Source organism: Paenibacillus sp. Z3-2 (assembly GCF_054161325.1).
Window position 1 is genome coordinate 6,479,919 of sequence record NZ_CP096397.1, and the last position, 14,370, is coordinate 6,494,288.

The following is a 14,370-nucleotide window of genomic DNA, read 5'->3' on the forward strand; positions in this document are numbered from 1 at the left end:
TCTACAACTGGCATTCTGTACGATCAGATCCGTATGCTTTATGTAAGAGTAAGGTGAACGCGATGATAGCAGGATATGTTCAGCTTCAGGTTCAGATATACCAAATAAACCAAAAGAGAGCTAAGCACGGTTCATCCCGGCTTAGCTCTTTCCTTTGGCTTGACCATTATCTAACACGATAGGCTAAATGTTATACGTGAAGGACATGTTTTTCATCCGATAACCCCAGCGCCTTGGCTGTAGAAGAATGAACCTCTTTGAGAAGATCCAAATTCTCCACAAGGGATATGCCATAGGAAGGAATCATTTCCTTGATCTTCGGCTCCCATGCCTCCATCTGCTGCGGGAAGCACCGCTGAAGAATCTCAAGCATGACTTGAACTGCGGTGGATGCACCTGGTGATGCACCTAGCAAGGCCGCAATCGTCCCATCTGCAGACGTGACCACTTCCGTACCGAATTGCAACGTTCCCTTGCCACCCTGGACGGTATCCTTGATCACCTGCACACGCTGCCCCGCCAGAACCATATCCCAATCCTCACTCTTCGCACCCGGAACAAAGTCGCGCAATTCTGCCATACGTTGTTCTTTGGATAACATTAGTTGTTGAATCAGGTATTTGGTCAAAGAGATTTCTTTGACACCTGCTGCGAGCATCGTAAGCAGATTATGCATCTTAACAGACGTAATTAAGTCGGCATTGGAACCCGTCTTCAGGAACTTCGGCGAAAACCCGGCAAACGGCCCGAATAGCAGCGACTTCTTATTGTCGATAAAACGGGTATCCAGATGCGGAACGGACATCGGCGGAGCTCCTACCGAAGCCTTGCCATATACTTTGGCGTGATGCTGTTCCACGACTTTTTGATTTTTGCACACCATAAAGATCCCACTGACCGGGAATCCGCCGATATGTTTTCCTTCCGGAATGCCCGTCTTCTGGAGCAAATGCAGACTTCCGCCGCCCGCACCGATGAAGACGAATTTTGCCTTATGGCGTTCGACTGCACCGCTCTTCAGGTTTTTCACGGATAATTCCCATTGTCCATCGCTGGTCCGTTTCATATTTTTCACGCTATGTTGGTAGTGGATATCCACGTTTTGTTCCTTCAAATGTCTGAGCAGCATACGCGTTAAAGCACCAAAGTTAACGTCCGTACCGGAGTCAATCTTGGTCGCTGCAACAGGTTCATTACTTGTACGATCTTTCATCATCAGCGGCATCCATTTCGCCAGCTCTTTTTTGTCATCTGAGAATTCCATACCTGCGAATAGCGGGTGATTCGATAAAGAGTCATACCGTCTTTTCAAAAACTGGACATTGCTCTCTCCATGCACATAACTCAAATGAGGAATCGGCATAATGAAGTCCCGCGGATTACGAATCAGACGGCTCTTGACGAGATAGGACCAAAATTGCTTTGAGATCTGAAATTGTTCATTCACTTTAATCGCTTTGCTAATATCTACGGTTCCGTCTGGTCGTTCAACGGTATAGTTAAGTTCGCACAATGCAGCATGCCCGGTTCCGGCATTATTCCATTCGTTGGAGCTTTCCTCTCCTGCAGTGGCTAGCTTTTCAAAAACCTTAATATTCCAGTCTGGTGCCAATTCTTTTAGCAAAGTTCCCAAAGTTGCACTCATAATTCCGGCACCAATCAAGATAACATCTGTACTCGTTTGTCCCTGGCTCATGTCTACCGTCCTTATATCCTATATTTGCCAAAAGGATGTAAGCGTTATCGATTTGGCATTTGCAGCAAGCCCATTCTTGAACGGGGTCGCACCTTCTCTGAATGAATATAACCTTGATCTAGTGTATCAATAATATAGAGCAATTTAAATATGCAATTTCAAGATATTTGCTATTCCATCAGTATACGCTAGTTTACATCGGAACGTTAGCCCGGTTATAGGCCTGAAAGATATATTTGTTCAAAACAAAGAAAGGAGCCTGGTTTAGCCGTGAAAATGGATGCGCTAAAAGCCGCTCTCGAATCTCTTCGTAAGGCGGCTTTATATTTAAAATTAACGATTACCACCCCCGGCGTTTCGGGGAGTACTCAGAAGATCGAAATCAGTTCTTTCGTATAGGGATGGCGTTCTTCAGCGAACAACGCATCCGCGCCAAAGCGGTCAACGATCTGACCTTCTCGCATAACGATGATGCGCTGGCTCATGCGATGTACCGCAGCCAGATCATGCGAGATGAATAAGTATGACAGACCCAGCGATGTCCGGAGATCCGTAAGCAACTGCAGAACGGCTCCTTGCGAGATCACGTCCAGGCTGGCTGTCGGTTCATCCAGAACGACAACGTCCGGCTCAATACCAATAGCACGTGCGATCGTGACACGCTGACGCTGTCCACCACTTAGCTCATGCGGATATCGTCCAGCCATATCGCTTGGAAGCTCGACTGCTTCAAGCAGCTTTTGGACGTAAGCATCCTTCGACGTGTAGGTAAAGTGGGACAGTTCCGCGTTCCGTCCAAGTTGTTCGTACGGGTCAATCAGCGAATCGGCAATCTTGAGCTTCGGATTCAGTGCTGCCATTGGGTTCTGGAATACAATCTGAATCTTCCGGCGATGAGGCCGTAACCGTCGGCCGCTCAGCCGCGCGATATCCTGTCCGCCCAGTGTAATCGAGCCCTTATCCGCATCTTCGATCCGCAGTAGACAGCGGGCAAGTGTACTCTTGCCACAGCCGCTCTCGCCAACCAGGCCTAGACACTCGCCGCGGTTCAGGGAGAAGGAAATATCATTCACAGCCGGTCGGTCTGCACCTGCATACGTTCGGCTGAGATGTTCCACGTGAAGCACAGGATCGCCGGAGATGCTGAACGATGAAACAGTCTCTGCACCGGCGATATCTATATCAGCATCTGTATCTGCATGATCTGTATCTGTAGTATTTATGACTGCACTACCTGTGTCTGCATGGTTTACGTCTTTTGCAAAGTCATGGCTTTGCACACCGTATTCTTCGGACTGCACAAGTCCACGGCGTTCTTCATTGGCGGTCGTCTTCATTCCGTTCCTGCCTCCTTCAATCCCGACTTCAGCGAGCGACTCAAAACGGGAGCCGCATTAATCAGCTGGCGCGTATATTCATGCTGAGGATGATCGAGAATGCGATGCTTCCCGCCAGATTCGACGATCTGCCCTTCCTTCATGACTGCCAAACGGCTGGCATAGCGACGTACATGGCGCCAGTCATGTGTAATAAACAGAATCGCACAGCCCGTCTCCGCTTGCTTGCGTGCCAGCAGTTCCAACACGCGATGCCCGGATACACTATCGAGCGCCGTTGTTGCTTCGTCAGCAATCAGCAGGCGAGGAGACAGCATCAGTGACGTGGCAATTGAGGCCCGCTGAAGCTGTCCACCGCTCAACTGGAACGGATAGCGACGCAGCAATTCAGCGCTAAGGCCAACCGATTCCAATGCTTCCTCAGCCCTTTTCTTGCGGAGGGCAGAAGACTTTTCCCCATGTACCTTCTGATATTCATCAAAGTGTCCACCAATGCTGCGAAATGGCGTAAACGCTCCCTGATAGTCTTGAAAAATATATGAGATGCGGCTTCCCCGCAGGGCGCGCATCTCCTTCGGCTTCCGTTCGAGCAGGTTGCTGCCTTCGAACATGACTCGCCCCGACGCATGCAGGTTGGGCGGCAGCAGACGACCGATGGCTTGCGAGAGCAAGCTTTTGCCGCTACCGCTCTGTCCAACGAGTGCCATGAACTCACCTTCGCGAACAGCCAGAGAAACTTGATCTACAATAGTGCGATCCCGACTGGAGATGCTCAGTTCCTCGATGGAGAGAATCATGGCTGCACCTCCTTCTTCACGTCAAACCGATCTCGCAGATAGTCACCCAGCATGTTGGCAAGCAATACTACCGAGACAATGGCAAGGCCCGGATAGATCATCAGCTCTGGCCGAGACTGGAAGTAAGGCCGTGAGTCGTTCAGCATCGCACCCCATTCAGGTGTTGGCGGCTGTGCGCCAAGCCCGATGTAGGACAATGATGAGATGAGCAGGATGATTTTACCAAGATCGAGACTGGCTAACACGAGCACATGCCCTGCGATATGCGGAAGCAGATGCTTTCTCATGATTCGACCGTCCGATAGTCCGTTGGTCCGAGCAATACGAATGTAATCCTTCTGTGACTCCGATAAAACCGTACTTCGAACGAGGCGGGCGTAGCTAACCCACTTTACGATCACGATGGCCAACACCAGATTGCCAATTCCCGCGCCAAGCAGGCCACTGAGCACAATCGCCACGATGGTATCAGGGAAAGCAAGAAAGGCATCGGCAATCCGCATGAACAGCTTATCGACCCAACCACGTTTGTATCCTGCGATCAGTCCAAACGGAATGCCGATCAGCAATGCAGCACCGAGTGCCAGCAGGCTATAACCCATTGTTTGCCCGCCGCCAAGCAGCAGACGTGTCAGTACATCACGGCCCAGATGGTCGGTGCCGAATGGATGGAGAGCACTTGCGTCCTGCAATCGTCCGCGCAGATCAGTTAAGCTATGATCATGTTTCAGAACTAAAAAGGCATATACGGAGGCCGCGATGACTAGCAGTGCAAATAGCAAACCAACGATCGCCTGCCAGCTATGTTTTTTAGATTTTGTAGTTGGAATGGGCAGGGGCATGGTTTTCATCGGTGGGCCTCCTTTTCCTTGAGTTTCATTTCAGGATTCAAATAACGATAAGATAGATCAACCGCCGTATTCACGAGGAATACCACGATAGCCATGATCAGAATGTAACCCTGGATCAGTGGATAATCACGCTGGCGTATGGCATCAACGACGAGCTTGCCGATACCCGGATAAGCGAACAACACTTCAATCACGACGACTCCACCGATCAGGCTGCCGAGGCTGACGCCGAATACCGTAATGACAGGCGGCAGACTGTGCCGAAAAGCGTGAAGCATGAAGATCCGACCTTCGGATAATCCTCTTGCCCGGGCGGATCGAACGAACTCCTGACTTAGTGAATCTAGCAGGCTGGAACGCAAAAGACGCACATAGACGCTGGAGATGGCAAGTCCCAGCGTCAGAGATGGCAGAATAAGCGATGTGAATCCATCCCGGCCCATGGTCGGCAGATTGCCGAAGCGTACGCCGAACATGTCGATCAGGATCAGACCCAACCAGAAGCTCGGCACCGCCGCACCCACAATGGATAACATGCGGCTACCCCGGTCAATCCAACTGCCGCGATGGAGCGCTGACAGTGAGCCGAGCGGGATCGCTATGACGAGCATGACCAGTAATGCGCCAATCGTCAGTTCAGCGGTAGCTGGCAACGCACGCATCAGGGTCTGCATGACAGGCTGGCCTGTCGAATACGATACACCGAAGTCGAGCCGAACGAAATCGAGCAACCAGTTGCCGAACTGAACAGGAAGCGAATCGTTGAAGCCCATCTCCTCGCGTACAGCTTCGACCTGCTCCTGACTGACGGATAGTTCGTCTACATTCAATATCGTCAACACGGGATCACCAGGAGCCAGACGAATGAACAGGAAACTTACAAACATAATGAACAACAGAAAGATAAATACCTCAAGAAACTTGCGAAGCAAAATGCGAAACATTACATCACATCCAGCTTATTGGTAATCATGTAATATTCACTGCGGGTTGTAACCCAGTTCTTAATCTTCTTGCCGTTATAAGCAACGATCGTACCTGGATGCAGCACGAATGAATTCAGCACGTTGTCATGCACGTAGTTGGCTGCCTTCTCGGCAAGCTCTGCGCGCTTTTCCGGTGCAACCGTGAGATTCAGTTCGTCGATGATCTTGGTCAGCTCTGGATCTTCCGATCCGCTGAAGTTAAGAGCACCCTTCGGATGGTAGGTTGCATTCAGGTAATATCCTGCATCCCCACGCGGAGCCGTCAAATTACTGTACGTCGCAATATCCCAGTCGCGGTTGGATGCCATATAATCTTCTGGCGTGTCGATCTGGCGAATCTGGACGTTAATGCCAATCTTCTTGGCATCAGATTGGAATACCTGGGCGATCAATGGCAGATCGGCACGAGCTGAATACGTTAACAACGTCAATTCCAGCGGCTTGCCATCTTTCGTCATCACGCCATTTTGCAGCTCGTATCCAGCTTCCTTAAGGTAGTTCACTGCGGCGTCAGGCCCGGATTGCTTAGCAGTCTTTGCATAATTCGGCGCGAACGGTAGCGATGGCAGGAACGGGCCGATGGCCGCTTCGCCGTATCCGAGAAGGATCGTGTCCACGATGCCCTGACGGTCGATCAACGCATCCACCGCACGACGGACGTTAATGTCCTTCATACTCTCCCGCTGCATGTTCGTCGTCATCTGATGCACGCGGAACGTCGACGTGGACTCCACAGTTATACCATCCATTGCTTTGAGCGATTCGAGGCTCTCGACCTCCGGACGGTATACGATATCTACCTGCCCAGATTTGAGCGCAAGTGTGCGGGCATTAGCATCTTCATTGAATGAGAACGTGATCGAATCCAGTGGAGATGCTCCATCCCAATATTCATCATAGCGATCCAGATCCAGCTTGCTGCCTGGGGTAAAAGAGGTCAGCTTGAACGGGCCCGTACCAATGGGCTTGTTCACAATGTCTGGCTCACTCACGTCGATAATCGCCGTGTTGGGGTTCACCAGTTCCGAAGCGAACTCCGGGAACGGCTGAGTTGTCGTAATCTCCAGCTTGTCGCCCTCGGCTTCAATCGTATCGATCTTCAACGCGTTCTGGATCGCTACATTCTCTTCCAGTGCATGCTCAAGGGATGCCTTAACGGATTCGCCTGTCATTGGCTTGCCATTCTGGAAGGTCACATCATCTCGCAGGTCGATCGTCCAATGCTGACCGTCTTCGCTCTCCCAGCTCTCGGCGAGCCATGGAGCAACCGTCAGATTCTCTTCATCGAGACGAACCAGTGTCTCCGTAATGCCCGCGCGTAGCGGCACATAGCTGGAATCCACATGTGGATCTAGCGAACTGGTGGAGAAGTTATATAGGAAGTGAACATTTTTATTATCGGTGGATGACTGCGCAGCGGGACTGGACTCAGATGATCCGCAGGCGCTCAACAGTCCAGCGCTCAAGGCCAAGGAGACCAGCGCTAGCAGTGGCGTCTTTTTATTCAAGGTAATGCCCCTCTCTCTTAATCGTAATCATTATGATCTAAACAATGAGTACTATCATATCGTAATGATTACGTTTTGACAAGAGTTATATTGGTGATGTAACGAGAAAAAATCCGACTCTCGGATGAGAGCGGATTCTTCATGTTTTTTGTTACATATGAGTGCTTGATTAGTAGGCATTTCCTTTACGATCCGGGATTGTTTACAGGTAGAACCATGCAAGATTCCTCGGAGAATTACAACCCAGTTTCGTAGTCTTCCAGCAAATGTGACCAGTAACCTCGTTGGGTTCTAGGGATTAAACGAGAAAAGGTTTATGTGGAACATTTCAAATACAAAATTCGTTTGAGGACTAAGAGGGGGAGTACGATGAGAAGATATTCACTTATCACCTTAATGTCTGCTACAGTTATGGTCCTGATTCTTAGCGGCTGCCAAAGTTCTATTAAGCCCGATCAAGTCGTAGTAAGTAAAGTGCCGAAGGAATTACACACCTTCTATCCTGGCGATATTACACAAGTTGATTCTATTGAAATGATGAGTGGTGGTGATGGTACTATAAAAATAACCACAGATCAAGTGCTGATTCAGGAATGGATTGAAAAGATACGCAATTTAGAAATCATACTTGATCCAGACCAAGAAGATACAACAGGGGTTTTGTTCCATATCACGATGTTTGAGCAGGGAAAAGAAGTGCTGTACATGACACCTATCGATATGAATCATCAACGAATGCAGCCGCAGTTGGAATTGGCTGAGCGAATGTCGGAACTTTATGGCGCCATAGAATAAGAGTGTTCTTATATCCTGTATTCAAAGTGCTACATGCTGAAAAGTTCGATATGAAATTATCCTTCGTAATCATCTTCTAGTTTAGGTATGAATGGGGAGAGAAAGGGATCATTATTCTCCATTACTTTACCTCGGATTAAAGTGTAGACCTTAAACTGATCGAAGGATTCCGTATCATCACTATCTCTTACATAAAGAATTCCATAGGAACCCGGAGCTATTTCACCTACCTTTTTCAACACTTCGGCGGGATCATATTTTGATACAGGTTTGTGATTATCTAGGCCCGCTATCCATAGTTGAAAGTCACCATTAACTGCTCTCACGTCCAAAACACCTGTAGGCCAATTTAGCTCCTCTACATATTCCCGCAGATGTTGAATAACTAAACCATATTGATACTCATCTTCTTCAAACGACGCACATTCTCTAATGGTTGCCCAGCCATGATATTCGTACATTACCTTTCACAGCTCCTTTATCCGTAAACTATGTAGACAGTGCTTCAAAACTATTTATCTTCTATAGTCGCTACTAACCTCAGAATATATACAAAATTGTAGTTTCACTAATAAATGCGCTAGGTAATATATCTTGTACATTTTCAATTCTACCCGTCATATAATCTAACTCACTCCCGTTTAAATGTTCCTTTGCCCACTCACTTAATCGTTTTAACTCAACTACAGCAGCTTCTAATTGGTGAAAATATATTTTAGATCCATCCCGAATCAGGGCTATTCCTAATTCATGTATTGCTGCCTCCCAGTACTCATCGTAAAATTCCTGAGTAGCAATATTCTCACTGAGTGTAAGTTCACAATTCCGATCTTCTATATCCCCGTTATATCTGTATAGACCTACGGACATTACTATCCCCCCCAGTTTGATCTACATGATCCTATTAGATGTGGCTAATATCTTGTACTGAGATATTTAAATGTCTCCAATACTTAAGAGGATAAGCTGAATCACCTACAACCATTTCGCCTTGTCTTATGGTAAAACTCTCGCCTCGTTCAAAGAGTTTTAGCATCGGTTCGTAGAGGTCGATGTATTGAATTGCTTCACCCACTCCTTGATCTGCTAATTCGGAAACTTCTAAATAACCGTAGCAAATTACCTTCACATAAGGTTTTCCTAGCGTGTCCAGTTTTGAACAAGCCCGATATACCTTTTCATCTATAGCTTTTCCAAGAATTTTAGCAAAACTAAATAGGGGATATTGATCTATTGAAGCATCCATCTCATTTAATAATTGATTAACGCGTCTAAGATATTCTTTAATCAAAACATGAGAAGAAGATTCTAGTGAGCTATCTTCTGTATCCTTAAATGAAATATGGATCGGCTACACTTAGTTGGACAGAAAAAATAAGGGCTTGTAGAATAAAACTATCATGTTAAGGAGCGGATCTCTACAATGCCTAAACAACAACGACGCACATTCACAACCGAGTTCAAAAAACAAATGGTAGAGCTCTATGAAAATGGCAAGTCCAGAGCAGCCCTTGTGGAGGAGTACGACCTCACTGCTTCGGCTCTAGACCGCTGGATCAAGCAATCGCAGGCCACGGGCTCTTTCAGAGAGAAAGACAACCGTTCACCTGAAGAAAACGAATTAATGGCTATGCGTAAAGAGCTCCAACGTCTACGGATGGAGAACGATATTTTAAAGCAAGCCGCGCTGATCATGGGACGAAAGTAGCTATCATCCAAAATAACCGTGATAAATCCTCAGTATCAGCAATGTGTAACGTCCTCGAAATTGCCAAAAGCACGTTCTATTATGAAGCGAAGGAAAAGCCAAATGAAGACAAGCTAGCGGAAGCCATTGTGGGCATCTTTCGCAAAAATCGAAATGCCTACGGTACACGAAAGATAAAAGCCAAGCTTCAGGAAAGAGGAATCATCGTCTCTAGGCGTCGCATCGGTCGAATCATGCAAGAGCACAGTCTCGTCTCCACGTACACCATTGCTCAGTTTAAGCCTCTCAAAACAGCTTGTAATGAGGCGACAACAGCGAATGAATTAGATCGGGAGTTTAATCAGACGGAAGCGAAGCGTTTCGTGGTAAGCGATCTAACGTATGTGAAGGTCGGGCATCGGTGGCATTACGTTTGTGTCCTCATTGACCTGTTCAATCGCGAGATCATTGGTCATAGTGCAGGTCCACATAAGGACGCTGCTCTGGTTTCGCGTGCCTTTGCAACGGTAGAAGGCGACTTAAGCCAAATCCAGTGGTTTCATACCGATCGTGGAAGTGAGTTTAAAAACCACACGATGGACCAGCTTCTAGGTACGTTTGGTATTGGCCGATCACTCAGCAAGAAAGGATGTCCCTACGATAACGCCGTGGCCGAAGCCACCTACAAGGTCATGAAAACGGAGTTTATTTACCAGATGGAATTTAGAAACCTTCGTCATTTAGAACTGGAATTATACGACTACGTCAACTGGTTTAACAGGCATCGAGTTCATGGATCGCTGGGGTATTTGACGCCTGTTCAGTATCGCCAAACAGCCCTTAAAAAAGTTGTCTGATTTAATGTTGACAATCCAATAGACGATAAACGTTCAATAGCTTTGGTTAGTAGCTGCCCCATGTGTTGCTCTCCTCTCGATTAACTATTAAACCTATTTAGAGTTACGTACAAGGTAACGACTAAATAACGCAGCCCTAGCAACTGCGTTATCGTTTTAAAGTATGTTCTTTAATCTCAATCAGTCGTATTCAATATACACGCTGCAACCGTTCGTTTTGCCTAGTTCTAAAAATGTTGATATCTGATGTGCTACTTCTGGGAGAGTAGGAACAATATTTTTAACATTCTCTATTTGCTCACCAGTTACTTTACTCACATTGAAGGACTTAAATAAATGAATAGCTGAATCAAGGTCCTGTATTTCCCATGGACTTTCCTCATACCAACCTTCATGGGCATAGTATTCTTGTAGAATACCATTGTCAGTAGACTCATACTGGCACATAAGATCCAATAATGTCTTAAAATATCCATCCCACATCTTTAGGATATTTTTCTCCGTAAAGTTTCCAAATATCATTAGGATTACAGGATATCCTTCGTATCCATCATAGTAAGTATCATTCACTTTTGCTTCTATCATAGCTCAACTCTCCAACGCTTAAATGCCAATAGTTAAATAATAGGCAATTCTTCCATGTCCATTTAAATAAAGATTCCATCCAGTAAATCACAAGGGCTTTAATTTAAGGACTGTAGAACTGCTATGAACGGAGGATGCCCCGTTTCTTGGTTTTGTAACAAACTTGGTTTACGAAATCTTAAACTCGTCTGCAGTTCAATTACAGGTGCTTCAGCCCTGACTTCTTTAAGCAAAACTTTTATCCAAAGGGGGCATAAGGGTACTCTACAACCCAACATCTTTATAACAGAATCAATATCGAACTCGCGTCCATCTAAATTATTCGAATTTAACATCCCCCGGTAAAGATATTCGTCTGTAGAATTTAAAGATTTACCCCGCTCCTCAATCGGAGTAATTATGAATTTACTGTTTTCACCCAGTACTTCGTTATGATAGGTAGATAATTCATCTACAGTTTTTAGTAAGTATTCCTTAAAAGAATCTAAGTCCATATATTTTATCAACATCATCACTCCTTTAATTTCTTTATTATTACTGGTTTGGAGTCTACAACATAACCATCTTTGTCTGTCTCAAACTTATAAAGTTCAAGCCAAGAGCTCTTCACCTTTACACCTGCGTTCTTTAGCAAGTCGGCGTACATACTTGATTCTTCCGGAGAAGGACGGTAATGCCCTGACTGATTAGTAATCTTTCTTACTTCTCCTTGACCATTAATCTTTAATTGCCCAGCAGCAAGGACCTCTTCCCGTCCTCCTAATGTATGATGTCGTTTCCCAATGATTAATTCTCCATTTTTATTGATAACGAAATCAACTTCAGTTCTACCATCAATTCCTTTTATTCTTCCACTTTCTAAATGATATGTGAGCACTTTGCCGTCATGTGGAAAGTCTTCATTCGGGAATTTATTACTAATAGTTGAACTAGAATTCACTTTTCCATGTGTAGCTCCTAAATTTTGTTCAGCCTTCTTTATATTATTCTGAATCTTAGATGCCAAACCAGATGACGACGTTTTAAATGGTCCCGAACGTCCCGGCATGCTCCCACGAACCATCTGAATCGCCATGAATATCTGACTAAACTTCAGAGAGGTCACCATCATCTGAGCATACTTATCTGATACAGGCTCTCCCGTCGTAGGATGAATCCCCATCTCAAATGCCTTGATCTGTAACGCAAAAATATCTTCTCCAGGCGGTTCAACGTTCACAGCTTGCATGCGATTAAAGTCCAGATTTCCCTGATCCCTCTGATAAGCCTGAAGAGCAGCCTGATCCGCAACACCATTCTCGTTGACAGGCATCCATACCCACTTACCGAACATATTGATTTGCGCCATCCGATAGCCCTTATCACCCGAACTTGAACCACCTGCTGATTTGGTCATCATAGCTGCGGCACCGATAGCTCCAAACGCACCACCCAGACTTACCTTCTGAGCATCTGCATCTTGGAAACGCGTGGCGATATCCTTCAATTCCTTCGATGTGTTCACCATACTCTCCAGCGCTTTATCCAGTATAGGTCGTGACTGCTCGAACTCATAGTAAAATCGCTCCTGCGTCGCGCCCATCCACATCATCTGAACAAACATGATCTGTCTCGTCAGATCACTTCGTATACTCTCCAACTGTTGTCTGGCTTGATCCACCTGATTCGATACGTGATGTAGTTGTTCAGGGGTAACTTTGATTGTACTCATACGTTTCTCCGCTCATTCGAAGTAGGATTATCCTATGTTAGCAGAAGTGTAATATGTAAACTATCCTGCTAACATCCTGATTTCACCATGGTAAAAACACAAGCTGTGCTAATCATCGGTGCTATGGTCCTATATGCATATACCCACTTCAAGGCATATCCTACCAGTTTCAGTAAATACCTCTCCTACTTCATTTCCTCCAACATCACCCGATACCGTCCAATCTGCTCCGCTGTCGCCTCTTCCCGCAATGATTCCAACAATGCCGTACACCTTATAAAATACCGATCCATCCCTAGCTTATCCCCTAACCTGATTGCCTGCAAAATGAATTCCACGGCCTCCTGCGGTCTTCCCATCCACCGTTCATACAAAGCCCGCTGATAACAGTAATGGTACATATTAACGTTGTTTGAAGAATCTATTTCTCTGCCAACACCCTGTATCTGATTCTCAAACACATCTAAAACTCGATCAATCTTCCATCTATACAGCACTGCTGCCTCCGTAATCACTTTCAGACCTGCCAACCCTTCCTCCGGATGCTCAAGCAAAAAGTTCACAAACTCCTCCAGCAGTTGCACCTGCCCGGCTTCAATCTCAAGAACATACCGATTCACCTGTGCCTTATGCCTGAACTCCTGCACCACCTGCATACCTACCTCATCCAGACCCTCCATCCACCCCAGTTCTGCATATTGATCGATACATGCCCGTGCCTGATCTACCTGTCCCAACTTCTGGTGAGCCATACCCCGCATTAAGTGACTGAACCCGTAATAGTAAACCCAGGGCCGCTCGATGTGTATATGTAGTGCAGGCACTCCCTTTGACTGATACTCCGGCCGCTCTTCATGGATCGACTGCACACATTGATATAACATGTCCGCCCTCTCCATCACCTTGTTCCAATTTTCAAAAGCCACAGCCATGTCCAACATTTCAACAATGATGTCCGGTTTGAGTGATTTTAAGATAGATTTACGCAAAGAGAAGATCCTCCCTCTATATAGGTTACGATAGGCTATTAAACCAAGTCATTTATGCCTTGCATAAAGTATCCTATTTATTTTCTTTTAGAAACTACAAAGAAGTAGTACAATAAATCCAATATAGTACTTAATCGCAGTTTTTTCAATATGTTTTACTGCCTTTATAACCCTGCTAATTACTTCAATACTCTCCTAACCTTTAGGAGAGGTGGTTAATATGACAACATTACGAAATTCGGTAGGAGAACGGATTAGAGCAATTCGTAAGGCGAAGGGTTTAACACAACAGCAACTTGCAGAACTTTCAGGATTGGATGATGCATATGTTGGTTCTGTAGAACGCGGCGAAAGGAATTTTTCCATCGATACTTTGGAAAAGATTCTAACTGGTTTGAATGTCCCTAGTTATTCTTTATTCTATAACTCCAATAATGATTCTGATTCGCTAAACTTGCAATTTATAGACAACTACAGATCGATAATTAATGATTTAAATCCTAAACAAGTTCAGAACTTGAACAACATCATAAAAGAATTTAGAGATGCTTTTAGATAGTGATTTATTAAG

At 45.8% G+C, this 14,370-nt stretch carries 16 protein-coding genes; 3 read left to right on the top strand and 13 right to left on the bottom strand.

Annotated elements, in window-relative coordinates; genetic code table 11:
- Positions 1-190: 190 nt before the first annotated feature.
- The 6 genes from M1D71_RS28910 to nikA all read right to left on the bottom strand — a co-directional run bounded on the left by M1D71_RS28910 (position 191) and on the right by nikA (position 7,175).
- The gene (locus tag M1D71_RS28910) at positions 191-1,696 is read right to left on the bottom strand and encodes a malate:quinone oxidoreductase (protein ID WP_458124682.1); all 1,506 of its coding nucleotides are present in this window, start codon (positions 1,694-1,696) and stop codon (positions 191-193) included.
- A gap of 368 nt (positions 1,697-2,064) precedes the next feature.
- Positions 2,065-3,033 carry an ABC transporter ATP-binding protein gene (locus M1D71_RS28915; protein WP_458124683.1) on the bottom strand — a complete coding sequence of 323 codons (969 nt, stop codon included), beginning with the start codon at positions 3,031-3,033 and terminating at the stop codon, positions 2,065-2,067.
- Positions 3,030-3,830, bottom strand: coding sequence for an ABC transporter ATP-binding protein (locus M1D71_RS28920; protein WP_458124684.1), 801 nt, complete (start codon positions 3,828-3,830; stop codon positions 3,030-3,032). Before M1D71_RS28920 ends, M1D71_RS28915 begins: the two co-directional genes overlap by 4 nt.
- Positions 3,827-4,681: a nickel transporter permease gene (gene nikC / locus M1D71_RS28925; protein WP_458124685.1), complete on the bottom strand. Its 855-nt coding sequence runs from the start codon at positions 4,679-4,681 to the stop codon at positions 3,827-3,829. The genes M1D71_RS28920 and nikC overlap by 4 nt, the downstream gene beginning before the upstream one ends.
- The gene (nikB, locus tag M1D71_RS28930; protein WP_062836581.1) at positions 4,678-5,625 is read right to left on the bottom strand and encodes a nickel ABC transporter permease; all 948 of its coding nucleotides are present in this window, start codon (positions 5,623-5,625) and stop codon (positions 4,678-4,680) included. The genes nikC and nikB overlap by 4 nt, the downstream gene beginning before the upstream one ends.
- Positions 5,625-7,175 carry a nickel ABC transporter substrate-binding protein gene (gene nikA / locus M1D71_RS28935; RefSeq protein ID WP_458124686.1) on the bottom strand — a complete coding sequence of 517 codons (1,551 nt, stop codon included), beginning with the start codon at positions 7,173-7,175 and terminating at the stop codon, positions 5,625-5,627. The genes nikB and nikA overlap by 1 nt, the downstream gene beginning before the upstream one ends.
- Positions 7,176-7,544: 369 nt before the next feature.
- Between nikA and M1D71_RS28940 the strand changes: the two genes are divergently transcribed.
- Positions 7,545-7,970 carry a hypothetical protein gene (locus M1D71_RS28940; RefSeq protein WP_458124687.1) on the top strand — a complete coding sequence of 142 codons (426 nt, stop codon included), beginning with the start codon at positions 7,545-7,547 and terminating at the stop codon, positions 7,968-7,970.
- A gap of 56 nt (positions 7,971-8,026) precedes the next feature.
- Here M1D71_RS28940 and M1D71_RS28945 read toward each other — a convergent pair whose 3' ends face one another.
- The 3 genes from M1D71_RS28945 to M1D71_RS28955 form a co-directional block, all read right to left on the bottom strand.
- The gene (locus M1D71_RS28945) at positions 8,027-8,431 is read right to left on the bottom strand and encodes an Imm7 family immunity protein (protein ID WP_458124688.1); all 405 of its coding nucleotides are present in this window, start codon (positions 8,429-8,431) and stop codon (positions 8,027-8,029) included.
- A gap of 79 nt (positions 8,432-8,510) precedes the next feature.
- Complete coding sequence (locus M1D71_RS28950; RefSeq protein ID WP_427436675.1) at positions 8,511-8,840, bottom strand: hypothetical protein; 330 nt, start codon at positions 8,838-8,840, stop codon at positions 8,511-8,513.
- Between the two features lie 34 nt (positions 8,841-8,874).
- Entirely contained in the window at positions 8,875-9,261 is a 387-nt protein-coding gene (locus tag M1D71_RS28955) for a hypothetical protein (protein ID WP_458124689.1), read from the bottom strand.
- Between the two features lie 132 nt (positions 9,262-9,393).
- Between M1D71_RS28955 and M1D71_RS28960 the strand changes: the two genes are divergently transcribed.
- Positions 9,394-10,514, top strand: a protein-coding gene (locus M1D71_RS28960) for an IS3 family transposase (RefSeq protein ID WP_458123683.1) whose coding sequence is annotated in 2 segments (ribosomal slippage) — positions 9,394-9,643 and positions 9,643-10,514 — 1,122 coding nt in all. Because the reading frame shifts where the segments join, the coding sequence is not laid out codon by codon here.
- A gap of 180 nt (positions 10,515-10,694) precedes the next feature.
- Here the strand turns inward: M1D71_RS28960 and M1D71_RS28965 are convergent.
- The 4 genes from M1D71_RS28965 to M1D71_RS28980 form a co-directional block, all read right to left on the bottom strand.
- Positions 10,695-11,099: a hypothetical protein gene (locus M1D71_RS28965; protein WP_458124690.1), complete on the bottom strand. Its 405-nt coding sequence runs from the start codon at positions 11,097-11,099 to the stop codon at positions 10,695-10,697.
- Between the two features lie 98 nt (positions 11,100-11,197).
- Positions 11,198-11,611 (bottom strand): hypothetical protein, encoded by a 414-nt coding sequence (locus M1D71_RS28970; RefSeq protein WP_458124691.1) that lies wholly within the window; start codon positions 11,609-11,611, stop codon positions 11,198-11,200.
- The gene (locus M1D71_RS28975) at positions 11,611-12,810 is read right to left on the bottom strand and encodes a WXG100 family type VII secretion target (protein ID WP_458124692.1); all 1,200 of its coding nucleotides are present in this window, start codon (positions 12,808-12,810) and stop codon (positions 11,611-11,613) included. Before M1D71_RS28975 ends, M1D71_RS28970 begins: the two co-directional genes overlap by 1 nt.
- 185 nt (positions 12,811-12,995) lie before the next feature.
- The gene (locus M1D71_RS28980; protein WP_458124693.1) at positions 12,996-13,799 is read right to left on the bottom strand and encodes a DNA-binding protein; all 804 of its coding nucleotides are present in this window, start codon (positions 13,797-13,799) and stop codon (positions 12,996-12,998) included.
- A gap of 220 nt (positions 13,800-14,019) precedes the next feature.
- Here M1D71_RS28980 and M1D71_RS28985 point away from each other — a divergent pair, with 220 nt between their 5' ends.
- On the top strand, positions 14,020-14,358 hold the full coding sequence (locus M1D71_RS28985) for a helix-turn-helix domain-containing protein (RefSeq protein WP_278297552.1): 339 nt from the start codon (positions 14,020-14,022) through the stop codon (positions 14,356-14,358).
- The last annotated feature ends 12 nt before the right edge of the window (positions 14,359-14,370 follow it).